Source organism: Arthrobacter sp. UYNi723 (assembly GCF_054057635.1).
On the sequence record NZ_JBSRZM010000006.1, the window covers coordinates 18,819 to 41,106 of the forward strand.

General features: G+C 67.0%; 21 protein-coding genes. 17 read left to right on the top strand and 4 right to left on the bottom strand.

Translation table 11 applies throughout. The annotated features are described in order from the left end of the window. Positions 1-18: 18 nt before the first annotated feature. Together ACVWY0_RS06540 and ACVWY0_RS06545 are read right to left on the bottom strand one after the other, a co-directional pair. The gene (locus tag ACVWY0_RS06540; RefSeq protein ID WP_485835968.1) at positions 19-663 is read right to left on the bottom strand and encodes an NUDIX hydrolase; all 645 of its coding nucleotides are present in this window, start codon (positions 661-663) and stop codon (positions 19-21) included. After that, a complete protein-coding gene (locus ACVWY0_RS06545) occupies positions 653-1,273 on the bottom strand; it encodes a TetR/AcrR family transcriptional regulator (RefSeq protein ID WP_485835969.1) in 621 nt (206 codons plus the stop codon). Before ACVWY0_RS06545 ends, ACVWY0_RS06540 begins: the two co-directional genes overlap by 11 nt. 287 nt (positions 1,274-1,560) lie before the next feature. Here ACVWY0_RS06545 and ACVWY0_RS06550 point away from each other — a divergent pair, with 287 nt between their 5' ends. From ACVWY0_RS06550 to ACVWY0_RS06610, 13 genes are all read left to right on the top strand, one after another. Then, positions 1,561-3,129 (top strand): ABC transporter substrate-binding protein, encoded by a 1,569-nt coding sequence (locus ACVWY0_RS06550; protein WP_485835970.1) that lies wholly within the window; start codon positions 1,561-1,563, stop codon positions 3,127-3,129. A gap of 20 nt (positions 3,130-3,149) precedes the next feature. Next, positions 3,150-4,100, top strand: coding sequence for an ABC transporter permease (locus tag ACVWY0_RS06555; protein ID WP_485835971.1), 951 nt, complete (start codon positions 3,150-3,152; stop codon positions 4,098-4,100). Continuing rightward, on the top strand, positions 4,097-4,993 hold the full coding sequence (locus ACVWY0_RS06560) for an ABC transporter permease (RefSeq protein WP_485835972.1): 897 nt from the start codon (positions 4,097-4,099) through the stop codon (positions 4,991-4,993). Before ACVWY0_RS06555 ends, ACVWY0_RS06560 begins: the two co-directional genes overlap by 4 nt. Next, positions 4,990-6,774 (top strand): ABC transporter ATP-binding protein, encoded by a 1,785-nt coding sequence (locus tag ACVWY0_RS06565; RefSeq protein WP_485835973.1) that lies wholly within the window; start codon positions 4,990-4,992, stop codon positions 6,772-6,774. The genes ACVWY0_RS06560 and ACVWY0_RS06565 overlap by 4 nt, the downstream gene beginning before the upstream one ends. After that, complete coding sequence (locus ACVWY0_RS06570) at positions 6,771-7,598, top strand: SDR family oxidoreductase (protein WP_485835974.1); 828 nt, start codon at positions 6,771-6,773, stop codon at positions 7,596-7,598. Before ACVWY0_RS06565 ends, ACVWY0_RS06570 begins: the two co-directional genes overlap by 4 nt. A 1-nt stretch (position 7,599) precedes the next feature. Further along, positions 7,600-9,705: an acetate--CoA ligase family protein gene (locus tag ACVWY0_RS06575; RefSeq protein WP_485835975.1), complete on the top strand. Its 2,106-nt coding sequence runs from the start codon at positions 7,600-7,602 to the stop codon at positions 9,703-9,705. 54 nt (positions 9,706-9,759) lie between these two features. Further along, positions 9,760-10,920, top strand: a complete 1,161-nt coding sequence (locus tag ACVWY0_RS06580) for an acyl-CoA dehydrogenase family protein (RefSeq protein ID WP_485835976.1) — start codon at positions 9,760-9,762, stop codon at positions 10,918-10,920. 5 nt (positions 10,921-10,925) lie between these two features. After that, positions 10,926-11,714, top strand: a complete 789-nt coding sequence (locus ACVWY0_RS06585) for an enoyl-CoA hydratase/isomerase family protein (protein WP_485835977.1) — start codon at positions 10,926-10,928, stop codon at positions 11,712-11,714. Next, on the top strand, positions 11,711-12,580 hold the full coding sequence (locus ACVWY0_RS06590) for a 3-hydroxybutyryl-CoA dehydrogenase (RefSeq protein ID WP_485835978.1): 870 nt from the start codon (positions 11,711-11,713) through the stop codon (positions 12,578-12,580). Before ACVWY0_RS06585 ends, ACVWY0_RS06590 begins: the two co-directional genes overlap by 4 nt. 14 nt (positions 12,581-12,594) lie before the next feature. Further along, positions 12,595-13,590 (top strand): alpha/beta fold hydrolase, encoded by a 996-nt coding sequence (locus ACVWY0_RS06595; protein ID WP_485835979.1) that lies wholly within the window; start codon positions 12,595-12,597, stop codon positions 13,588-13,590. A 181-nt stretch (positions 13,591-13,771) separates the two neighbouring features. Continuing rightward, on the top strand, positions 13,772-14,845 hold the full coding sequence (locus tag ACVWY0_RS06600) for a lipid II:glycine glycyltransferase FemX (RefSeq protein WP_485835980.1): 1,074 nt from the start codon (positions 13,772-13,774) through the stop codon (positions 14,843-14,845). 86 nt (positions 14,846-14,931) lie between these two features. Further along, entirely contained in the window at positions 14,932-16,248 is a 1,317-nt protein-coding gene (locus tag ACVWY0_RS06605) for a peptidoglycan bridge formation glycyltransferase FemA/FemB family protein (protein ID WP_485835981.1), read from the top strand. A gap of 69 nt (positions 16,249-16,317) precedes the next feature. Then, positions 16,318-17,775 (top strand): threonine/serine exporter family protein, encoded by a 1,458-nt coding sequence (locus ACVWY0_RS06610; protein WP_485835982.1) that lies wholly within the window; start codon positions 16,318-16,320, stop codon positions 17,773-17,775. A 22-nt stretch (positions 17,776-17,797) separates the two neighbouring features. Here ACVWY0_RS06610 and ACVWY0_RS06615 read toward each other — a convergent pair whose 3' ends face one another. Together ACVWY0_RS06615 and ACVWY0_RS06620 are read right to left on the bottom strand one after the other, a co-directional pair. Then, entirely contained in the window at positions 17,798-18,637 is an 840-nt protein-coding gene (locus ACVWY0_RS06615) for a siderophore-interacting protein (protein ID WP_485835983.1), read from the bottom strand. Between the two features lie 14 nt (positions 18,638-18,651). Further along, a complete protein-coding gene (locus tag ACVWY0_RS06620; RefSeq protein WP_485835984.1) occupies positions 18,652-19,422 on the bottom strand; it encodes a uracil-DNA glycosylase in 771 nt (256 codons plus the stop codon). A 134-nt stretch (positions 19,423-19,556) separates the two neighbouring features. Here ACVWY0_RS06620 and ACVWY0_RS06625 point away from each other — a divergent pair, with 134 nt between their 5' ends. The 4 genes from ACVWY0_RS06625 to ACVWY0_RS06640 all read left to right on the top strand — a co-directional run bounded on the left by ACVWY0_RS06625 (position 19,557) and on the right by ACVWY0_RS06640 (position 22,196). Continuing rightward, on the top strand, positions 19,557-19,886 hold the full coding sequence (locus ACVWY0_RS06625) for a DUF3263 domain-containing protein (RefSeq protein WP_485835985.1): 330 nt from the start codon (positions 19,557-19,559) through the stop codon (positions 19,884-19,886). A 51-nt stretch (positions 19,887-19,937) separates the two neighbouring features. Further along, the gene (locus ACVWY0_RS06630) at positions 19,938-20,555 is read left to right on the top strand and encodes a LytR C-terminal domain-containing protein (RefSeq protein ID WP_485835986.1); all 618 of its coding nucleotides are present in this window, start codon (positions 19,938-19,940) and stop codon (positions 20,553-20,555) included. A 157-nt stretch (positions 20,556-20,712) separates the two neighbouring features. Next, complete coding sequence (locus ACVWY0_RS06635) at positions 20,713-20,919, top strand: cold-shock protein (RefSeq protein ID WP_141139551.1); 207 nt, start codon at positions 20,713-20,715, stop codon at positions 20,917-20,919. Positions 20,920-20,930: 11 nt separating this feature from the next. Next, on the top strand, positions 20,931-22,196 hold the full coding sequence (locus ACVWY0_RS06640; protein ID WP_485835987.1) for an ABC transporter substrate-binding protein: 1,266 nt from the start codon (positions 20,931-20,933) through the stop codon (positions 22,194-22,196). Positions 22,197-22,288: the final 92 nt, after the last annotated feature.

A 22,288-nucleotide genomic window follows, 5' to 3' on the forward strand; every position in this document is an offset into this window, starting at 1 on the left:
AGGGATGGCTCGGCTCGGCTAGCGAGAGGTGAACGCGGGCTGGACCAGCCTGGATACGTGCACCGGATTCCCCCGCAGGGCGGCTTCGGCGAACTGCCACAGGATGGCACCAGTCGGGGCATGCACCACCATGTCGTGGCGCAGCGGCATCTGAAGAAGCGGCTCCCCGGCAGTATCCTGCCGCCAGCGCGGAACTCCCGGTTCGCTGAGCCGCGAGAGGGGGACCGGGTGGATGGACGCTACCTCTGACGGGTTTCGCCGCAGGGCCACCGGACCGGTGACGGCGGCAACCACCGGCGAGATGACAATGCCGCGGAGGGTCCGGAAATCGTCCAGCATACCCAGGACGTCGTCCGGGCCGCCGCCCACCCCTGTTTCCTCGCGCAGCTCCCGCAGGGCGGCCTCCACCGGGCTTTCGCCGGCTTCGAGCATGCCGCCGGGGAGCGCCCATTGGCCCGGGTTGGAGCCGCGTGCCGCCCGCTTGATCATCAGGAACGACGGAACGCCGCGGTGTTCGAACAGCAGGACGACGACGGCGGCGCGCTGGGCAGCGGAATCCGCGTGCAGGGCGCCGGCTGGGTCTGCGGACAGCCTGCCGCCGAGGCGTGTTGCGATCAGGGGCCGGAGCGCGGCCAGTCCGGAACCGGGCGTCTCATGCGACATGTGACGACGCCAGGCTGAGTTCCTTCTCCACGATGGTCACCAGCATGGTGCGCATGACATCGATGCTCATGTCCGGGGCGCCGGTGAGGATCTTGATCGCGGCACCATCGGTGGCCGAGCTTAGGAGACGGGCAAACTGGACCGGATCGACGTCGCGGTAGATGCCCTGGCGCTGGCCCCTCTTGACGATGCTGATCACGGCGTCCATCCATCGTGAATAAAAGTCGTTGTGGACAGGTCGCAGAGCCGGATTGAGGGCGGTCTCCGACCAGAACTGGAGCCAGATGGACCATTCATTCCGGACCTGCACCCCTACGGGAAGCTGCATCTCAATCAGGGCCAGCATCCGCTTGTGTGCATTGTCGATCTGCCGCAGCACCAAGCCCTGCCGCGTGAACGCCTGGTCCACGCAGTAGCGCAGGGCCTCCCGCAGGACATCGTCCTTACCCGGAAAGTAGTAGTGGATGGTGCCGGTGCTGGTTCCGCAGATCCGTGCAACGTCCTGGACCCGCACATGGTGGTAGCCACGTTCGGCAATCAGCTGCCAGGCGGCCTCGAGGATCGCGTTCCTGCGTTCCTGCGATCCGCGGGTCTCTGCTGGGTCTGTCATGGCGGATTCCTTCGTGGATGTGGAGCCTGACTCGGTATCGCTTGACTATAGCTTACGTCCAAAACTGACGCGTCAGTCAAAGAAGTATTGGACAAATCTCCCTGCTCCGACGATGGCCGACGGATTGTGACCGGACATTTAGCCCTGAAAATAAGGGAATCTTCGACTTTTCTGAATACGGCGCTTGACAGTTGTGAGCTGAGACACAAAGCTAGGGAAATGACCGACGCGTCAGTCAGACACGATTCGGTCCCCAACTTCCTTCATCGCCGCAGGAGGCATTGCCAATGACTTCGCACTACCGCCGCAAGGTTCGTCTCATCACTGCATTGGCCATGAGCGCATCGCTCATGGGTTTGTCCGCTTGCTCACCCGGTGTCTCGGCAGGCCAGTCCGGCGCCGCAACAACGTCGGCCCCCAAGGCCGGCGGGAACCTGCGCGTCGGCATCGTCGGCGGTTCCGCCAAGGACACCCTCGACGCCCACGCCCCCGTGACCCACCCGGACCAGGCCCGGGCCATCCAGCTCTACGACACCCTCGCCAGCTACGACAACGAACGCAAGATCCAGATGACACTTGCAGACTCCGTCACGCCGTCAGCCGATGCCCGCACCTGGACCGTCCACCTGCGTCCCGGCCTGAAGTTCAGCGACGGCAAGCCCATCACGGCAGAGGACGTCATCTTCACGTTCCAGCGGATCACCGACCCCAAGGCACCCCTCGGCGGTGCCACTTCCCTGGCAACGCTGGAACGCGACGCCATCAAGGCGAGCGATCCCTCCACGATCGTTTTCACCTTCACCGCGCCGAACTCGATGTTCCCGGACACCATCGCCCAGTACGCCCTCGGCATCGTGCCTGTCGGCTACGACCCGAAGAAGCCGGTCAGCTCAGGGCCGTTTGTCCTGGAGAGCTTCACCCCAGGCCAGCAGAGCGTCTTCGTCAAGAATCCGAACTACTGGCGCACCGGTCAGCCGCTTCTGGATAAAGTCACCATCATTGACTTCCCGGACGACACCGCCCGCGTCAACGCATTGCTCGGCGGCCAGGTGGACGCGATCGACCAGCTTCCGCTTGGCCAGGTCAACGTGGTGAAGGCCAACCCGGCCATGAAGGTCCTGGAATCGGCCACCGGCTCGTGGATTCCCTTCACGATGCGCGTGGACCAGGAACCGTTCAACGACCCCAAGGTGCGTGAAGCGTTCCGCCTGATGGTGGACCGCAAGCAGATGGTGGAGCAGGTCCTCGGCGGCCACGGCACCACCGGCAACGACATGTACGCCCCTCTGGACACCTGCTACCCGTCCGATGTTCCGCAGCGCGACCAGGACATCGACAAGGCGAAGGCGTTGCTGGCCGAGGCAGGCAAGAGCAACCTCACCGTCGATCTGGTGACCTCCCCGGTGGCCGCAGGCCTCGTGGAATCGGCCCAGGTGTTCGCGCAGCAGGCAAAGGCCGCCGGCGTGACCGTCAACGTCAAGAAGGTGGACCCGGGCGAGTTCTACGGAGACCAGTACCTCAAATGGACCTTTGCTCAGGACTTCTGGTTCACGCGTGACTACCTCTCCCAGGCCGCCAATTCCGGGTTCCCGACATCCCCGTACAACGAGACCCACTGGGATGACAAGGAATGGGCGGCACTGGTCACCAAGGCGCAGGCCACCACCGACGAAGCCGCACGCTGCGGGCTCATCCAGCAGGCCCACAAGATTGAATTCGAGCGCGGCGGCAACATCATCTGGGGCTTCCCCAACAGCGTGGACGCTTACAGCGCCACGGTCCAGGGCCTGACCCCGGACAAGAGCGGCATCCCGCTGACGTCGTTCGGCTTCCGCAACGCCTGGCTGAATAAGTGACAGGCGCCAAAGGAGGGGGCATGCGCCGTTTGCTCGTCCGGCGCTCCCTGTTCGGGGTCTTCACCCTGTGGGTGGTTTCCTTGGTGGTCTTCCTCGCCACCCAGGCCCTCCCCGGCGATGCGGCCCAGGCCATTCTGGGCCGTGAAGCCACCCCGGAGCGCCTCGCCGCGCTCCGGGAACAGCTCCACCTGGGCGGATCCTTGCCGGAGCAGTACCTGGCCTGGCTCGGCAACCTCCTGAGCTTCAACCTGGGCACCTCCCTCGCCGGGGGACTGCCCGTGGGCGACGTGGTGGGTCCCATGCTCCTGAACTCCAGTGTCCTGATGCTGTGCGCCGCCGTCGTCGCGATTCCGCTCTCGATCGGCATCGGCACCTGGACCGCGCTTAAGAAGGACACCGCCGTGGACCACGTCACGGGCCTCATCACCCTGGTGCTGGCCTCGCTGCCGGAATTCGTGGTGGGCGTGCTGCTGGTGCTGATCCTGGCCACCGGCCTGTTCCACCTGTTCCCGGCCGTGTTCGTCCTGGTTCCCGGCGAGCAGGTCTGGAGCAACCCGGCCCAGCTGGTGCTCCCGGTGCTTACCCTCGTGGTGGCCGTTTCCCCGTACATCATCCGCATCATGCGGGCCACCATGCTCGAGGTCCTGGACAGCCAGTACGTCCAGCAGGCCCGGCTCAAAGGACTGCCCGAGCGCACCGTCATCCTGCGCCATGCCCTCCCCAACGCCATCGGTCCGGTGGCCCAGGTGATCGCCCTGCAGCTGGCCTGGCTGATCGGCGGCGTCGTGATCGTGGAATACCTTTTCCGCTTCCCCGGCGTCGGCTTCCAGCTCATCGACTCGGTCACCAACCGGGACATGCCGGTGGTCCAGGCCCTGGCCGTCATCATTGCCCTGTTCTACGTCGTCGTGAACCTGTTCGCCGACGTCGTGACGCTTGCCGCCAATCCGAAAGTGAGGACCGCAGCATGAACAACACAGTCACCGACGCAGCCACCCGCCCGGTCGAAGCCGTCCGCGCCACGCGCAAGCAGGGCCTGTTCCGCCGCGCACTGAAGTCCAGGCGCACCGTCATCGGCGTGGTGCTCACCGCCGTCGTGCTGGCCGTCGCCTTCCTGGGCCCCTACCTCGCGCCGCATCCGCCCACCGACTTCGTGGCACCGCCCTTCTCGCCAGCCGGCGTCGGGGGCCCCTTCGGCACCGACAACCTCGGCCGGGACGTCCTCTCGCGGTTCCTCGCCGGTGGCCAGACCCTCATGTTGCTGTCCCTCCTGGCCACCGCCCTCGGCGTCGGCCTGGGCGCCCTGGTGGGTGTCCTGGCCGCGTACCGGCGCGGCTGGCTGGACGAGGTGCTGATGCGCACCGGGGACGTCGCTCTGGCGTTCCCGCAGATCGTGCTGGCGCTGCTGTTCCTGTCCATCATCGGCCCGCAGCTGTGGCTGCTGGTGCTCATGGTCGGGCTCGGGCACCTGCCCCGCGTGGCCCGCGTGGTCCGCGGCGCCGCCCTCTCCGTGGTGGAACGCGACTTCGTCAAGGCCGCCGAGTCCGTCGGCATCCCGCGCTGGCGCATCATGCTCGGCGAGATCGTCCCCAACATCAGCTCCACCCTGGCCGTGGAATTCGGCCTCCGACTCACCTACTCGATCGGCCTCGTGGCCGGCCTGAGCTTCCTGGGCCTGGGCATGCAGCCGCCCACCGCCGACTGGGGCCTGATGATCAACGAAAACCGGATCGCCCTGACGGTCTCGCCGTGGTCCGTGGCGCTGCCGGTCATCGCCATCGCGGTCCTGACCGTCGGCACCAACCTGGTCACGGACGGCCTGGCCAAGGCATCAATCGGCAGCGACGAAGGAGTCAAGGCATGAGCAGCCCATCACCCACCCTCGTGGTGGACCACCTGACAATCGTCGGCGTGCCGTCCCTGGCCGGCATCATCGAGGAACTCTCCCTGGAGGTCCGCCCCGGCGAAATCCTGGGCGTCGTGGGAGAATCCGGCTCCGGCAAGACCACCCTGGGCCTGGCCCTGCTGAACTACTGCAAGGAAGGCACCCGGGTGGGCGGCGGCAGCGTCAGCGTCGCCGGCAAGGAACTCGCGGGACTGCCCTGGTGCGAAGTCCGCCGGCTGCGCGGCCAGACCGTCGCGTACATCCCGCAGTCACCGGCGTCGGCCCTGAACCCTGCCCTGCGCATCGGCACCCAGCTCAAGGAATGCCTCGCAGGAAGTTCCGCAGAGGTCCTGGAACGCGTCCGGGAGGTGCTGCGCGAAGTGGCACTGCCCGACGGCGACGAGTTCCTGGCGCGGTATCCGCACCAGCTCTCCGGCGGACAGCAGCAGCGCGTCGCCATCGCCATGGCCTTCACCGCCCGCCCGGCTCTGATCGTCATGGACGAGCCCACCACCGGTCTGGACGTCAGCACCCAGGAACACGTCCTGAAGACCGTCCGCGGGATGTGCAAGACCTACGACTGCGCCGCCGTCTACATCAGTCACGACATGGCCGTGGTGGCCGAACTGGCCGACCGGATCGCCGTCATGTACTCCGGCAGGATCGTCGAGATCGGCAGCACCGCCCAGGTCCTGGCCAACCCCAGCCACCCCTACACCGGGCGCCTCCTGCTGGCCGTGCCGGACCTGGAAGCCCGGCGTCCCATGATCGGCATCCCCGGCCACGCGCCGTCGCCGCTGGCTCGGCCGGCAGGCTGCGCCTTCGCCCCGCGCTGCCCGCTCGCCGACGAGGCCTGCACCACCACCGCGCCCGGAACCACCGACGTCGGGCCTCGCCACTCGGTGCGCTGCTTCAAAGCCGAGCTGCCCCTTCCCGCCGTCCCCGCCCGCAGCTGGGCGGTCCGGCCAGCACGGCCCGCGGACGAGAAGCCCGTGGTCCGGATCGACGGACTCAAGGCCGGCTACGGCAGCAACACGGTCTTGGAGGACATCAGCGTGGACGTCTACGCGGGCGACTGCGTGGCCCTGCTGGGCGAGTCGGGCTCGGGCAAGACCACGCTGAGCCGCTGCATCGCCGGGCTCCACCATGACTTCACGGGTTCGCTGACCCTTGACGGCGAAACCCTGGCCGCCAGCAGCTTCAAGCGCAGCAAGGAACAGCGCCGCCGGGTCCAGTACATCTTCCAAAACCCTTACGAGTCTCTGAACCCGCGCCGGACCGTGGAAGAACTGATCCTCCAGCCCGTCACCGCCGTGCGCGGGAAGGTCCGCAACGGCGAGGAGATCGTGGCCACGGCATTGGAACGGGCCTCGCTCCGCCCGGACCACGCCCTGCGCTACCCGGACCAGCTCAGCGGCGGCGAGCGCCAGCGCGTCGCGATCGCCCGGGCCCTGGCCACCGAACCCGAAGTGCTCATCTGCGATGAGATCACCTCGGCCCTGGACGTCTCGGTGCAGTCCTCCCTCGTGGACCTGCTCCGGAGCCTGCAGGCCGAGATGGGCCTGACCCTGCTGTTCATCACCCACAACATCGCCCTGGTGCGCAACATCGCGCAGCAGGTGGCCGTCCTGGAGCGCGGCCGGATCGTCGAATTCGGAGAGGTGGAGGGCGTGTTCGCCAACCCGCAGCACCGCTATACCCAGTCATTGATCAAGGCCACCCCCAACTTCCAGCTTCCAGAGAAAATGGTGACGCTGTGAACGCCGCCGCCGTGAATGCCGCGCAGCCCCGGCAGAGCTTCCATCAGGAGGCCCTGGCCGGCAAGGTAGTGCTGATCACAGGCGGAGGCACCGGCATCGGCCGCGCCACGGCCCTGTCGATGGCCCGCTGCGGCGCCAGGCTGGTACTGGCCGGCCGCCGCGAGACACTCCTGAAGGAGACGGCCGAACTCATCCGGGCAGCCGGCAGCGAAGCCCACGTGGTGGCCGGGGATATCCGCGAACCCGAACACGCCACGGATCTCGTGGACCAGGCCCTGGCCGTCTTCGGCCGCATCGACGTCCTGGTCAACAACGCCGGCGGTCAGTTCCAGGCGCCGGCCGAGGATATTTCGCTCAACGGGTGGCGGGCCGTGCACCGCCTGTCTGTGGAAAGCGTCTGGAACCTCACCCGCGAGGTGGCCACGCGCAGCATGATCCCCAACCGCTCAGGCCTTGTGGTCTTTATGGCCTTCTCGCCGCGCCGCGGCATCCCCGGCATGGTGCACGCCACCGCAGCCCGGGCCGCCGTCGAGAACCTCGCCTCGGGGCTCGCCCTGGAATGGAGCCGCTTCGGGATCCGATCCGTGGCCGTGGCGCCGGGCAGCATCATCAGCGAGGGACTCGAGCAGTACCCGCCCGGGGCCCGCGCGGAGTGGGAACAGGGTGTGCCTCTGGGCCGGCTCGGCCGGCCCGAAGACGTCTCGGAGGTCATCACCTTCCTGGCCACCGACGCCGCCCGCTACATCACTGGAACCACCATCGCCATCGACGGCGGTGCCGACGCTTGGGGGTCCGGCCGGCCCGTCCCCGCAAAGGAGTACTAAAATGACCGTAACCCTGGACCAGTCCGCGCTTGACGACGCCGGCAACGCCGCCGCCGCGGAGACAGCCTCCGCCAGCCTGGACGCCCTCTTCTCACCCAACGCCGTCGCCATCATCGGCGCCAGCGATGACACCCGCAAGTACGGCAACTGGATCGCCGTCCAGGCCCTCAAGGGCAGCATCCCGGTCCACCTCGTGAACCGGACCCGTAGCACCGTCCTCGGTCGGCCCACGGTGCCCAGCGTCACCGCCGTCGGCAGCCCGGTGGAGCTCGCCGTCGTCGCCGTCCCCGCGGCCGGTTTCGAAGCCGCCGTGGACGACGCCCTGGCCGGCGGCGCCAAGGCCATCGTGGGCATCAGTGCCGGCCTCGGCGAAGCCGGCGAGGAGGGCCTGTTGATGCAGGAACGGATCACGGCCAAGGTCCGGGCCGCCGGGGCCCGCCTGCTCGGCCCCAACTGCCTGGGCGTCCTGGACCACACCAGCTCCCTGATGCTGGCCTCCAACGAATTCCCGGTGGGCAACATCGGCGTGATCTCCCAGAGCGGCAACCTGGCCCTGGAACTCGCCGGGCTGCTGGTGGACCACGGTCTGGGCGTCTCGCGCTTCGCCTCCCTGGGCAACCAGGCGGACCTCGACGCCGCCGACCTCATCGACGCCTATGTGGGTCACGAAGGCACCGCGGCAATCGCTGTTTACTGCGAGGACTTCCGCGACGGCCGCCGCTTCGCCCGCGCCGCCCGGCGTGCCGCGGAGGCCGGAAAACCCGTGGTCCTGCTGACCGTCGGCGCCACCGATGCCTCGGTCCGCAACGCCAAGTCGCACACCGGAGCCATGGTGTCCTCCGGGATCGTGGTGGAGGCCGCCTGCCGTGCCGCCGGGATCGAACAGGTCACCTCACCGGCCCAGATGGCCCACCTGCTCCAAGCCCTCGTCCGTAGCCGGGTGCCGCAGGGCGCCCGCACCGCCGTTTTCGCCGACGGCGGCGGCCAGGCTTCGGTCGCCAGCGACAGCGCCGCCGCGCAGGGGCTCGACGTCGTCGAGTTCGGCGCCGAGCTGCAGGCCGCGGTCGCCGCGGAGCTGCCGCCGACGGCCGCGGTCAGCAACCCCGTTGACGTCGCCGGCGGCGGGGAACAGGACATCATGTGTTTCCAGCGCGTGCTGGGGCACCTGACCACCAGCGACGACGTCGATGCCACTCTCATGAGCGGCTACTTCGGCGGCTATGGAAGCTACGGGCCGGAACTGGCCGAACGCGAAATCGAGGCCGCGCGGCAGATGGCGGCCGACACGGCAGCCCATGGCGGAACCGTCGTCGTGCAGACCATGAACTGGCAGTCCGCGGCGGCCGATGCGCTGCGCGACGGCGGCGTCCCCGTCTACCGGGGCATCGAGGAAGCCGCCTGGGCATTGGGCAGGCTGGCCCGCCGGCACAGCGAACCGGCCACCGGCATCCCGGAACTGCCCGCAGCGGCGGCGCCCGTGCGGGACACGGGCTACTACCAGTCCCGCGGGCTCCTGGCCCAGGCGGGAATCCCATTCGTGGCGGCGGCCGAGGTCTCCAGTGAAACCGAACTCGTGAGCAGCGCGGCAACACTCAAATACCCGCTGGTGCTCAAGGCCCTTGGCGACGAACACAAGTCCGACCGCGGCGGGGTCATCCTCAACATCGCCGACCAGGCTGCGCTGCTGTCGGCATGGCGGGACGTCAGCGCCCGGCTGGCACCGCCGTCGTGCTCCCTTGAGGAAATGGCTGACCTGTCCGGCGCGGTGGAGCTCCTGGTTGGCGTGCGCCGCGACCCCCGGTTCGGACCCCTCGTGCTGGTGGGACTCGGCGGAGTCTTCGCCGAGATCCTCCACGACGTCCGCTGCGCGCTCGGACCCGTGACCCGGCAACAGGCCAAGGGGATGCTGCTGTCCCTCCGCGGAGCGGCCCTGCTGACCGGGGCCCGCGGCCGGGCGCCGGTGGACCTTGACGCGGCCGCCGACGTCGTGGCCCGGTTGTCGGACCTTGCCGCGGCACATCCGGAAATCAGCGAGATCGAATGCAATCCGGTGGCAGCGACGCCGTCCGGAGCAATCGCCCTCGACGCCCGGATCGTGCTCGGCTGAGCCGGTCCTGACCCACCAACCCCACCTAAGAAAGAGGACCCCATGGATTTCCGAATGACCCCGCAGCAGATCGAACTCAAGCAGCGCGCTGCCGCCTGGACCAACGAAATGATGCAGTATGAGCTGGACTGCGAAATGAACAACGGCCTCACCGAGGATCAGCACACCAAGGTGCGGCAACTGGTCCTTAACCACGGCCTGGCCGCCATCAACATGCCCGCCGAATGGGGCGGCGCCGGCCTCAACGTCCTGGAACACGCCATTGTCTCCGAAGAGGTCGGCAAGCTGACAGGCGCCCTGTGGGACACCCTGTGGCGCCCGGCCAATGCCCTCAAGGCCTGCACCCCGGCCCAGCGCGAGGAATACCTCATCCCCGAAATCCTCGGCCAGCGCCGCGACGCCGTCGCCATTACCGAACCCGATGCCGGCTCGGACCCGCAGAACATCCAGACCACGGCCGTCAAGGACGGCGGCTCCTACCTCATCAACGGCGAAAAGCTCTTCGTCACGGTGGGCGACGCCGCCGACTTCATTCTGGTGCTGGCCAGCGTGGACGGGGCGCCCACAATGTTCCTGGTGGACAAGGACCTGCCGGGCGTGTCCGTCACCCGCACCCCTCGCTACACCCACACGTTTGTCTACGAGCACCCGGAATTCCTCTTCGAAGACGTCCGCGTCGGCGCGGACAAGATCCTGGGCGAAATCGGCCAGGGCTACGAACTCACCCGCGACTGGTTCGTGGAGGAGCGCCTCATGATCGCGGCCCGCACCATCGGGGCCGCTGAGCGCGCCACCATGCTGGCCGCCGAGTTCGCCAAGGAACGCGTCCAGTTCGGCCAGCCCATCATCGAGTTCCAGCTGATCCAGAACATGCTGGCCAAGAACACGGTGGACATCATGACCAATCGCGCCCTCACCTACCAGGTGGCCTGGGAGGCCGACCAGGGCATGGACCGCAAGCTGCTCAACGCCAAGGCTGCCGTCATCAAGCTGGGCGCCTCCGAGGCTTCCAACCGCTGCGTTGACAACGCCCTGCAGATCTTCGGCGGCCGTGGCTACATGCGCGAAAACCCGGTGGAGCGGCTGTGGCGTGAACTGCGTGTTGACCGGATCTGGGAGGGCACGTCCGAGATCCAGACGATCATCATCGGCAATGAAATCAAGAAGCGCGGAGCCGAAGGCCTGCTGGCGTACGCCGGCGCGGTGCCCCAGTGACGTCCATGGTTGGCACATCACCGGCAGGGACGGCGGCGGACAGTGCTGCATCGGTTGAGCCCCCTGCCGCTGACCCCCTGGTGAACGTGCAGCACCATGGGAACGTGGCGGTACTGCAGCTGAACCGGCCCGGCAAGCTCAACGCACTCTCCACTGCCCTCGAACAGGAACTGCTGGATGCCCTGCGCTCGCCGGCAGTCTCCGGGGCGGCCGCCCTCGTCTTCGCCGGATCCGTACGGGCTTTCTCCGCCGGGGCGGACACCTCGGAATTGCCGGAGATGACGCCGGAGAGGATCTCCGCCTACTACCGGGGCAGCGGATCGCTTTATGAGACGGTGGCCAGGCTGCCGCAACCCACGGTGGCCGCCGTGTCCGGGTATTGCCTCGGTGCCGGTTTCGAGCTGGCGCTTGCCTGCGACATCCGGATCGCGGATGAAACGGCGGGCTTCGGCCTTCCCGAGGTGGGACTGGGGATACTGCCCAGCTCCGGCGGGCTGACCCGGCTGGTCCGGGCTGTGGGACCGGCCATCGCCAAAGAGATCATCCTGTTTGGCGAACGTTTCACGGCCGCCGAGGCACACCGCCTCGGCCTGGTCCGCGAAGTGGTCCCCGCCGGAGAAGCCCTTCCCGTGGCGCTGGAACGGGCTGCGGTCCTGGCCGGGAAGCCTGCCATGGCGGTGGCCTGGACCAAGGCCGCCATCGACGCCGCCGCTGAGTCCTCGGCCTCCGCCTCGCGCCTGATCGAACAGCTGGCCTACGCCGCGCTAAACCGCCCCGCAGGGGGCGGGCAGTGAGCGCCGGAGCAGGCGGTTTCGAACGGGTCGGCGTCCTTGGCTGTGGGCTCATGGGTTCGGGCATTGCCGAGGTCTGCGCCCGCTCCGGCGCCGGTGTCGTGGTGGTGGAAGCGAACGACGACGCTGTCGCCGCCGGCCGCAAACGCGTCACCGCGTCGCTGGAGAGGGCCGTTGCCTCGGGCCGGCTGGACAGCGCAGTCCGCGACGACGTCCTGGCCCGGCTCAGCTTCAGCACGGACATCGGCTCGTTCGCGGACCGGCAGTTCGTCATCGAGGCCGTCCCGGAGATCCTTGAACTCAAGCTCGATGCCTTCCAGCGGATCGACGCCGTCGTGCAGGATCCGGACGCGATCATGGCCTCGAACACCTCCTCCATGCCGGTCGGCAGGCTCGCAGCGGCCACGCGCCGCCCGGACCGGGTGCTCGGGGTGCATTTCTTCAACCCCGTGCCCGTGCTGCCGCTGGTGGAACTGGTCGCCGGGCTGCAGAGCAGCGACGACACGGTGGCGCGTGCCCGGGCCTTCGCCGAGGGCCTGGGCAAGAAGGTCATCGTCGCCAAGGACCGCGCCGGATTCGTGGTCAACGCCCTGCTCATCCCGTACATACTCGCCGCCATCCGCATGGTGGAGGCCGGCCACGCCACCGCCGCGGACATCGACACCGGCATGGTGGCGGGCTGCGCGCACCCGATGGGGCCGCTGAAGCTGACGGACCTCGTGGGGCTCGACACCACCCTCCACGTGGCCAACTCGCTCTACGAGGAATTCAAGGAACCGCATTACGCGCCGCCGCCGCTGCTGCTGCGCATGGTGGATGCCGGGATGCTTGGCCGCAAGAGCGGCCGCGGCTTCTACGACTACAACTGAAAGGACACACACCGATGGATGTACTGGCTGCCGTGGACGGGATCCAGGTCCGGAACTCCGGCTTCGACCCGCTCGGCCCCGAGGTGCGTAGCGCCGTCGTGGGGTCCGGCCGGACCGTGAACTATATCGACGACGGCGACGCCGGCGCAGTGCCGCTGTTGTTCCTGGGCGGGGCGGGCACCACAGTGAGGGCCTTCCGGCTGCTGGAGTTTGCGCGGTCCTTCCGGCAGGAGCTGGGGATCCGGGTGGTGTCGGTGGAGCGCAACGGCCTGGGCCAGAGCGAGTTCGACCCCGCCGTCGGCTTCGCGGAGTATGCGGAGGATGTCTGGTCCCTACTGGACTCGCTGGGCATCGGCCAGGTGTCGGTGATCGCCATTTCCGGCGGCGGGCCCTACGCGGCCCGGCTGGTTTCCTCCCGCCCGGACCGGGTCCGGTCGCTGCACCTGGCCTGCGCCTTTGGGGAACTTATCGAGGGTGCGGGTGCCCGCTTTGACGTCGGGGCGGTGGCGTCTGATCCCGTGGCCTGGTGGCGGTTCCCTGCGGAAAGCTCTGTGCACGCTATCCCCGGCTTCGACGATTCCGTGATCGAGGAAGCCACCCGTGGCCTGTTCGCCAGGGGCCGGGACCAGGTACCGGAGGGCCTGCAGCAGGCCTTTGAACTGTATGCCGCGACCCGGCTTCCGGACCTGTCGGCAGTCCGGGCGCCGGTCTTCCTCTATTGGGGGAGCACCGATGAGCTCGTTCCGCTTGTCCAGATGGACCTCTGGAAGGCAGCATTCGACGTCGGGAAATCCGGTGCCGGACGCACGCTGGTGGAACGGGTCTATCTGGGCGAAGGACACGATGTGCAGTACCGGCACTGGGACCAGATCATGGCGGATGTGGCTTACCTGGGCAGCAGGATTGTGGCGAGCCGCGAGGGCCGGACACTGCTGATTGATCCCGCCCACGAGCAGCAGTTCGTGGCGGCGGGCGGAACCCTGGGCCTGGCGGGATGGGAGGACGTCTAAGCCCGCCTCCAGCCCCCGAAAATACTGGAAGATCGCAGAGTGAACCAACGATGCCGGGCCGGGCCTGGCGGTATGGCTGGAAAGCCCGGACCAGATCAGGCTTTAGACTTGGGACTACATGCCAGCACGCCGCCGGACCCACAGAACCGCGCACAAACTCCTGAGATTGGACACGGCCCCCTTGCGAGAATTCACCGCCCGCTTTGCCACAGCGGAGGAAATTGAGAACTGGGACAAGCACGTCACGGCCAACCCGAACGGCGGCAACATGTTGCAGTCCGCTGCCTACGCGTCCGTGAAGAACGGCAGCGGCTGGACCGCCCGCTTCCTGGTCCTGGAGTCTGCCGGGACCGCCAGCTACAACCTGGTGCTGGAGAAGAAATTCCCGGTGCTGGGCCGCCTGTGGTACCTGATCAAAGGTCCTGACCTGGGGGCTGTCGAGGACCTGAAGCCGGTCTTGGACGCGTGCGCTGCATTCGCCCGGAGCCGGAAACTCAATGTCTTCACCATCAAGATTGAACCGGACGTTGTGTCCACCCCGGAAGCCCGGGCGCAGCTCGCCGCCGCCGGCCTGGTGAAGGCCCCGAACATCCAGTCCAACGACTCCACCGCGCTGCTGGACATCGCGGCACCGGAGAACCAGGTGTTCCGGTCCATCTCCTCCCGCGCCCGCAACGCGATCCGCCGGGCAGAACGCGAAGGCTGCACCGTGGTGCAGCAGGAGCCAGGCCCGGAAACGTACCGGGCGCTGTATGACCTGATGGCAGACACCGTGAACGCCAAGGGTTCAATGCCGTTGCGCAGCCTCGAGTACTACACGCGGTTCTGGGACGAATTCTGCACCCGCGGCCAAGGCAGCTTCTTCTTCGTCTATGAGGACGGCAAACCCAGTGTGGGCGCCTTTGTGATCAACTATGGATCCAAGGCAACATACAAGGACGGGGGCTCCACCCAGAACAGGAAGCAGTACGGCGATTCGCACCTGGTCCAGTGGCAGGCCATCCGGAGAATGCAGGAACTTGGCTGCATCGAGTACGACTTCTGCGGGACGCCGCCGTCCGGCCTGATCAAGGACAAGAGCCACCACCTGTACGGCATGGGCATGTTCAAAACGAGCTTTACCAAGACGGTGACGGACTTCGTCGGCTGCTACGACTACGTGCTGTCGCCCATCAGGCACACCCTGTGGGTCAAGGGCGCGGAACGGGTCTTCCGCCGGCTTGAAACCGCACGCACCGGCCAGCAGTTCTACTGACAGCCCACCAGCCACTCTCACCATCCACACCACGAAGGCCAGAGCCTGCCCCAGGCGGCAGCCCAGCCATAGATGAGGTTATTTCTGTGAATCCAACCAAGGCCGGAGCCGGACTCGAGCTCAGCGTCCTCAGCGATGCCGAGTTTGAGTCCTTCTCCCTCAAGCATCCGCAAAACAACTTCATCCAGTCCGCTGACTTCACCCGTTTCCAGCGCGCCCGCGGTCAGTCAGTGGAACTGTTCGGTGTAAGGCGCGACGGCGATCTCGTCGCTGCCGGCAAGCTGAACTACACCACCAACCGCTGGGGCTACAAGGTGTGCGAGTGCGCCAAGGGCCCCCTCCTGGACTACACGGACGCCGCACTGGTGCGTGACGTCGTCGGACTCCTCAAGGAACGCGCCGCGGAACGCAAGGCCGCCGAGCTGCGGATTTCCCCGAACCTGACGTACATCGCCCGCGATGCCGACGGCGCCGAACACCCCGAGATCGTGGACAACAGGCCGCTCGTGGCGGAACTGGCGGGACTGGGTCTTGAACACCAGGGCTCCGACATGAACTTCGCCAACGTCAACTGGATGTTCATCAAGCAGCTCGGCGGCATCACGGACGCCGAGGAGCTCATCATGGGTACCAGCTACCGGACACGGAAGGCCATCCGGAAGGCTGAAAAGAACGGTGTGTTCCTGGAGCAGGCCACTTTGGAGACCCTTGACGAGTTCTACGATTCGCTGAGCACGGCGGGGGACGAGAAGGGCTTCTTCTACCGGGAACGCGAATACTACGACCAGCTCCTGCGGACCACCTCGGCCGAGTTCACCAAACTCATGATGGCCAAGATCGACATCCCCGCGTACCGGAAGTCCATCACCGAACGCCTGGAAGCGGAAGCCGCGTCCGCAGCCGAACTCCGACGTGAAGTCGAAGAGACCGGCAGCAAAAAGAAAGCCAACCGGCTCAAAGTAGTCCAGGACCTCGTGGACAGCTACGAGCGCAGCCTCAAGGATATCGAGCGCTTCCCGGACTCGGTGGGCGTGGCAACAGTGGCCGCCATCCACTTTGTCTGCTTCGGAGACGAGGTGGTCTGCGTCATCGGCGGCACCAAACAGGACTACATCTACTTCAACGGAGCCACCTCGCTGTACTGGGGGATGATGCTGCACGCGCTGGAGAAGGGCTACTCGCGCTACAACTTCTACGGCACCTTCGGCATCCAGGGACAGGACGACGAAGGCCACGGCGGCTACGAGTTCAAGAAGGGCTTCGGCGGCGACGTTGTCCAGCTGTTGGGTGACTTCGTGATGCCCGTGCGGCCGGCAGCCTTCCAGGCCAACCGCCTGGTCCGCGCGGCCATCGCGGCGGCGCGCACCCTGCTGGGCAAACTGCCACTGAAGCGCCAGGCCTAACACCAAACCACGAACTGCCAGAAAGGGAGGAGCACCAAGGTGAACGATCGACCTGAAAACCCAAGGCGCATGCCTCCCACCGACGGTCTGCCCAAAGCAGAGCCGCTCACACCCTCCCAGCTCCGCCAGGATGCCGCGGCCAAGAGAATGCTGCGGCGCCTGGTGCGGGGGGAGGACCCGCCGACGGCGCCACTGAGCATTGTGGACAGGCTCGCCGGCAGCCCCTACGCCAACCCCATGATCCAGGTGGGAGGCGTGGACACCTCCGCCCGCAAGACCCTGGACTTTTCCCTGCACCTGGCCGAGACCATGTTCCGGTACGGGGCAGGCGCCCTGGAAGTGGAGACGAGCATTATTGCCGTCACCGCGGCGCTGGGGCTGAAAAACATCGAAGTGGACATCACCAACCAGTCGGTGGCCATTAACTATGCGCCCAAGGACCAGACGCCCATCTCGCTGCTTCGGGTGGTGCGGTCCTGGACCAACAACTATGCCGGGCTGGCCAAAGTACACCGGCTGGTGACGGACATCGTGGCCGGGGGAGTGGGCCGCGATGAAGCCATCCGCCGGCTGGACGAGGCCATCACCAGCCCCAAACCATTCCCGCGCTGGATGGTCACCATAGCGTTCGGCGTCTTCGCCGCAGTCTTTGTGGGTGTGCTCGGCGGCGGCCCAGTGTCCTCGGGCATTGCCTTCGTGGCCAACATCGGCGTCAGCCTGCTCGCCCGCCAGCTGGGCCGGTGGCGGGTTCCGGACTTCTTTACGACGGCGGCATGCTCCTTCGCCGTCACACTCACCGCGCTGCTGTTGTGGCGCTTTGACCTCACCAACGCACCGGCGATTGTGGTGGTGGGCGGCATCCTCCTGCTCCTGCCCACCGGGCGCCTGGTCTCCTCGGTGCAGGATGCCATCAACGGGTTCCCCGTGACCGCAGCGGGCCGGTTTCTGTCCACCTTGCTGACCTTTGGTGCGATTGTGGCCGGGATTGCGGTGGCCTTTGTGGTGGGCGCGATGACCGGAATGCAGCCCATTAGCGTTACCCAGACATTCCCGCCAGCCTACGACCTCTGGGCCCTGGTGATCTTTATCGCCGTCGCTGTGATGGCCATCGGCGTGACGGAGCAGACCTCCTGGGAGCTGCTGCTGCCTACCGCGGGCGTGGGCGTCGTGGGCTACCTTGTGCTGCTGGGTGCCGCGTCCCTCGGCGTCGGTGACCGGTTCTCCCCGGCGCTCGCCGCCGTCGTGATTGGCCTGCTGGCGCGGGTGGTGGCGTTGAGAATGGGCGCACCGCAGCTCGTGGTGGCCGTCCCGGCGGCCCTGATCCTGCTGCCCGGGCTGACCATTTTCCGGTCCATGTATGTGCTGACCATCGAGGAATCCGAAATCCTCCTCGGCGCCGGCGGTATGCTCAACGCCGGCGCGATCGTCCTGGGCACAGCCGGCGGGATCGTCCTCGGCGACACCCTGGCCCGGCCGCTGACACGCAGCCTGGCCAGCAACGAACGCCGCCGCGCCCGGCGGCGCTAGGTCCTGCTCAGATCTTCCCTGCTTAGATCTTCCCTACGGGGAGTTTCTTCTCGGCCTGGAAGTCGTCCTCCACCCGGCCCTGGGCCCAGTAGCCGGACAACGAAACCTGGCTCCGTTCAAGTCCGCGCTGGACGAAAAACACGTCCCGCAGGCCCTTCATGTAGCCGCGCTCGCCGTGGGCAAAAACGTCAACCCGGCCGGCAGGCCATTCGGCGCCGGCCACCGCCGAGACGAGGAGGTCTCCGGCGCCGGCAGGAGCGCCGTTCCGGCGGAGCCAGGTAACCTGAACCCCCGCCGGGGACGCCAGAGGCTGGATGTCGGCGTCGCTGTCCACCTCGATATATGCCAGGCCGGTCGCTTCCGCCGGCAACGATTCGATGGCGGCGGCGATCGCAGGAAGTGCGGCTTCATCGCCGGCAAAGAGGTACCAGTCGGCGTCGGGCGCCGGGTTGTACGCGCCGCCCGGGCCGGTAAAGGTGAAGGTGTCGCCGGGCTTGGCAGCAGCCGCCCAAGGGCCGGCCAGCCCCTCGTCGCCATGGATCACAAAGTCGATGGCGAGTTCCTGCGCCTCGGTGTCCACCCAGCGGACCGTGTACGTGCGGGTGAAGGGCCACTGCTCGCGGGGCATGGTTTCGCGGATGGTCCACAGGTCCAGGGGCTGGGCATAGTCAACGCCGGGCTGCGGGAAGACAATCTTGACGTAGCGGTCCACGAAGCTGTTGTTCACGTAGGCGGCAAAACCTTCGCCGCCGGCCACGATCCTGACCATGTGGGGCGAGAGATCTTCCCGTCGAATGACCGTGAGATCGAACTGCGGACGTGTTTTTTTCGTGGCGCTGGTGGCGGCCGGAACAGTGCTCATAAGGCAAGCCTAAGCTAAGGGACCGGGGGGAGTTCCCAGGTTACGCCAGGGCATCCCTGGTCCCGCAGCAGCTGATTGATGGCACTGAACGGCCGGGAGCCAAAGAACCCGCGCGACGCCGACAACGGGCTGGGGTGGGCGCTGGACACGACCGCCGCGCCCGACAGGAGGGGCCGGACACTCTCCGCGTCCCTGCCCCACAGCACCGCCACCAGCGGCGCGGGGCCGCCGTCGGGAGTGCGCCGGCTGGCCACCGCGGTGACTGCCGCCGTCGTGATGGCCTCCCAGCCCTTGCCGCGGTGGGAGCCGGCGGCCCCGGCGCGGACGCTCATGACCCGGTTCAGCAGCAGGACCCCTTGGCTGGCCCATGCGGACAGGTCGCCGTGGACGCGTGCGGGAAGGCCGAGATCGGCCTCCAGTTCGCGGTAGATATTCGCCAGGCTCCGCGGGATGGGGCGGGTCCGCCCGTCAACGGCGAAGGACAGGCCGATCGCGTGGCCCGGCGTCGGGTAGGGGTCCTGGCCTACTACCAGGACCTTCACGCTGGCCAGCGGCTGCCGGAAGGCGCGCAGAACGTTCGACGGCGCCGGCAGGACCTGGTGCCCACCGGCAACTTCGGCGGCCAGGAAGCTCAGTACGCCGCGCAGCTGACTTTCTACGGGGCCCAGCGCCTCCGCCCAGTCGGCGGCCATCAGGTCACTGAGCGGCAAGGCGGCCATCTCGGCAAAGCCAACGGCCTCCGCCGGGTCCGCCGTCAGTTCGAACAGCGCGTCAGAATCAAACACGCTCCCATTCTCGCAGGGTTACCGGCCACCGCAGCCGGGGGCGCAAATGACAACCGTGTTATTCACGCCGTAGCATGGGGAGGAGATTTTGAAACTTAACCGGTGATTCAGCGAAACCAGCGAAGGGGTGTGCCGTGGCGGAACCTGCTCGGGAATACGTGCCGGAGCCGGAGGAGCGCGGCTCTTTGCTGGCGGATTTTACGCTCCGTGACTCCCCGTTGGGCGAGCGCGACCAGCAGATGCTGGCACTGGAACGGCGGTGGTGGAAGTACGCGGGGGCCAAGGAACAGGCCATCAGGGAGCTGTTCGATCTGTCCGCCACCCACTACTACCAGCTACTCAACGCCCTCATCGACACCGAGGCTGCACTGGCCCATGACCCCATGCTGGTCAAGAGATTGCGTAGACTACGTACGTCACGTCACCGGGCACGCACTGCACGACGCCTGGGTTCCGACGCCTGACCACGCTCGTGCTGAGCCATCAGCAGCAATCAACAAGGACGTCTCCCCACCATGACCAAATACGCTCGGGATGAATTCGATAAGGTTCCGGAGTCCGCCTCGCGGCAGGGCGTCCACCGTGCGGCCTCAGCGCCTGTCCGCCGCAAGCTGTGGCCCATCCTTGCGGTGGGGATTGTGGCATTGGCCATCGGAGTGGTGTCCTTCCTGATCCTTCCCAAGCTCGGGTTCACCCAGGCCGGCACTGAAGCCTCCACCAGCCTGGAATCAACCGCGGCACCCGGGGCAAGCGCGGTACCGTCGGCCACCGCTGAATCTTCCGCGGACCCGGAGCCCTCTGAGAGCCCCGACGCCGAGCCCAGCGCTTCGCCCAGCAACATTCCCTCCGCGGTTGTGCTGGACAAGACCCAGGGCGTGGCCATCTACAACGCCGCGGGTACGGCCGGGCTCGCCGGACGCATCAGCTCCATGGTCCAGGCCGATGGCTGGACGCTGGGCCAGGTGGGGAACTGGGGCGGCCCACCGCAGCAGACATCCGCAATCTTCTATTCAGGCCCGGCTCAGAAGGCCAACGCCGAAGCAGTCTCCGAACTCCTAAGCATCCCTACCCTGGTGGAGAGCCAGGAGTTCCAGGTTCCGCTGGTTGTTGTCCTGGGCCCGGACTACCGGTGACACTTCCCGGTTACGCCTGAATAACTTTTGGGCACCGGAGCGGCCGTGCGGCTCGGCCCGCCGGATGGCTTGTCGCTAGAGTGATTTCAGGCTTCGGTCCGTAACAAGCGGCACACTTCCGACGGGGACCGACGGCACGACGGAAAGAGTGGACATCATGGCATTGGGAACGGTTAAGTGGTTCAACGCCGAAAAGGGCTACGGCTTTATTACGGTGGACGGCTCCGGGGACGATGTCTTTGTGCACTGGTCGGCCATTGAGGGCGAAGGTTACCGGGCCCTGGATGAGGGACAGCGCGTGGAGCTTGAAGTCGGTGAAGGCGAGAAGGGCCCGCAGGCAGAAAACGTCCGGCCCGCTCAGTGATCTCCCGCAGCTTGCGTTCAACAATCGTCCGCACAATCACGGGGGCGGCACTCCTGTTGGCCCTGCCCGGCTGCGCCGGGGCAGGCGGCAACGCCCGCGTTGAATCCGCTGAAGCATCCGGTGACGGCACGCTGCGGATCGGGCTGATCCAGGACAGCATAGGGGAGCAGGCCTTCCTCAACGACTCGCAGCTCGCCGCAGCCCAACTGGCAATCAAGGAAATCAATGCGGCCGGCGGCCACAAGGGCAGGCCTGTAGATCTGGTGGTAGGCGTCGGTGATGGCGCAGATGCCCAGGCCAGGAATCTGGCCTCAGCCAGGGTTGATGCGGTGATCGGCCCCACGGATTCGAGTCACGCCGCCGCCGCCATCGACGTCCTCTCGGCCGCGCGCGTCCCGCTCGTCTCGCCGGCCAACTCCGCTGCCGGACTGTCCCGCTACAAGAGCGGCGGCTATTACTTCAGGACGGCGGCGGCGGACGTTGCCCAGGCCTCGGTGCTGGTGAAGTTGGCCAAGGACGGCGGCGCTAAGAGCCTTGCCGTGGTCCACCAGGACTCTAGCTACGGAAAGGACGTAGCAGCCGCGGTGACCGGCGCCGCCAAGAACGCCGGCCTGGAAACTGTCTCAACCACCGCCTTCAAGCCCGGCGACGCCGGGAACGCCGCAGCCGCTGCCAAGGCCGCCACTCCTGACGCTGTAGTGCTGATCGCCAGGGACGACGCCCAGGGCGCCATCGCAGAGCTCAATAACGCGGGACTTTCGGGCAAGAGCATCATCCTGAGCGACGGCGCCTTCGCCCAATACGGTTCGGGGCTGGGATCCAAGGCCCTCGACGGCGCCCGTGCAGTGGTGCCGGGCCTGCTGCCGTCCGCGGACTTCCAAGCCCGGCTTGTTTCGGTCAACCCTGCCCTGAAAGACCTTTCGTTCGCCGCGGAGACCTACGACGCCGTGAACCTCGCGGTCCTGGCGGCCGCGAAGGCTGACGACGACGCCGGCCGCTCCATCGCCGCCAACCTGATCGCCGTGTCCGGCGGGACAACCGGCGGGCAGCCCGCCGCGCAGGCTTCCGGCCCGGCCACCAAGCCGTGCCTGTCCTACACCGACTGCCTCGCTGTCCTGAAGACCGGGGCAGACATTAATTACGACGGCGAATCGGGGCCGGTTGCCTTCGACGCCAACGGTGACATCACCACGGCCAACTACATGGTGTTCACCTACGGCGGAGACAACAAGGCAGTGCTCAGCGGCCGTGAGGCGGCAGGCCGGGCCGCAGGCTGATCGCCGGTGGCGAACGGGCCGGCCTGACAGGGCGATTTGCGGGACCTTTCGCTTGCACTCTCACCTAGGGAGTGCTAATTATTGAGTTAGCA

Excerpts from the sequence above, each read along its gene's own strand:
- ACVWY0_RS06560 (WP_485835972.1), top strand. The coding sequence starts at position 4,097 with ATGAACAACACAGTCACCGACGCAGCCACCCGCCCGGTCGAAGCCGTC.
- ACVWY0_RS06635 (WP_141139551.1), top strand. The coding sequence starts at position 20,713 with ATGGCATTGGGAACGGTTAAGTGGTTCAACGCCGAAAAGGGCTACGGC.
- ACVWY0_RS06540 (WP_485835968.1), bottom strand. The coding sequence starts at position 663 with ATGTCGCATGAGACGCCCGGTTCCGGACTGGCCGCGCTCCGGCCCCTG.
- ACVWY0_RS06565 (WP_485835973.1), top strand. The coding sequence starts at position 4,990 with ATGAGCAGCCCATCACCCACCCTCGTGGTGGACCACCTGACAATCGTC.
- ACVWY0_RS06555 (WP_485835971.1), top strand. The coding sequence starts at position 3,150 with ATGCGCCGTTTGCTCGTCCGGCGCTCCCTGTTCGGGGTCTTCACCCTG.
- ACVWY0_RS06585 (WP_485835977.1), top strand. The coding sequence starts at position 10,926 with ATGGTTGGCACATCACCGGCAGGGACGGCGGCGGACAGTGCTGCATCG.
- ACVWY0_RS06610 (WP_485835982.1), top strand. The coding sequence starts at position 16,318 with ATGCCTCCCACCGACGGTCTGCCCAAAGCAGAGCCGCTCACACCCTCC.
- ACVWY0_RS06615 (WP_485835983.1), bottom strand. The coding sequence starts at position 18,637 with ATGAGCACTGTTCCGGCCGCCACCAGCGCCACGAAAAAAACACGTCCG.
- ACVWY0_RS06580 (WP_485835976.1), top strand. The coding sequence starts at position 9,760 with ATGACCCCGCAGCAGATCGAACTCAAGCAGCGCGCTGCCGCCTGGACC.
- ACVWY0_RS06575 (WP_485835975.1), top strand. The coding sequence starts at position 7,600 with ATGACCGTAACCCTGGACCAGTCCGCGCTTGACGACGCCGGCAACGCC.
- ACVWY0_RS06595 (WP_485835979.1), top strand. The coding sequence starts at position 12,595 with ATGGATGTACTGGCTGCCGTGGACGGGATCCAGGTCCGGAACTCCGGC.
- ACVWY0_RS06550 (WP_485835970.1), top strand. The coding sequence starts at position 1,561 with ATGACTTCGCACTACCGCCGCAAGGTTCGTCTCATCACTGCATTGGCC.
- ACVWY0_RS06630 (WP_485835986.1), top strand. The coding sequence starts at position 19,938 with ATGACCAAATACGCTCGGGATGAATTCGATAAGGTTCCGGAGTCCGCC.
- ACVWY0_RS06545 (WP_485835969.1), bottom strand. The coding sequence starts at position 1,273 with ATGACAGACCCAGCAGAGACCCGCGGATCGCAGGAACGCAGGAACGCG.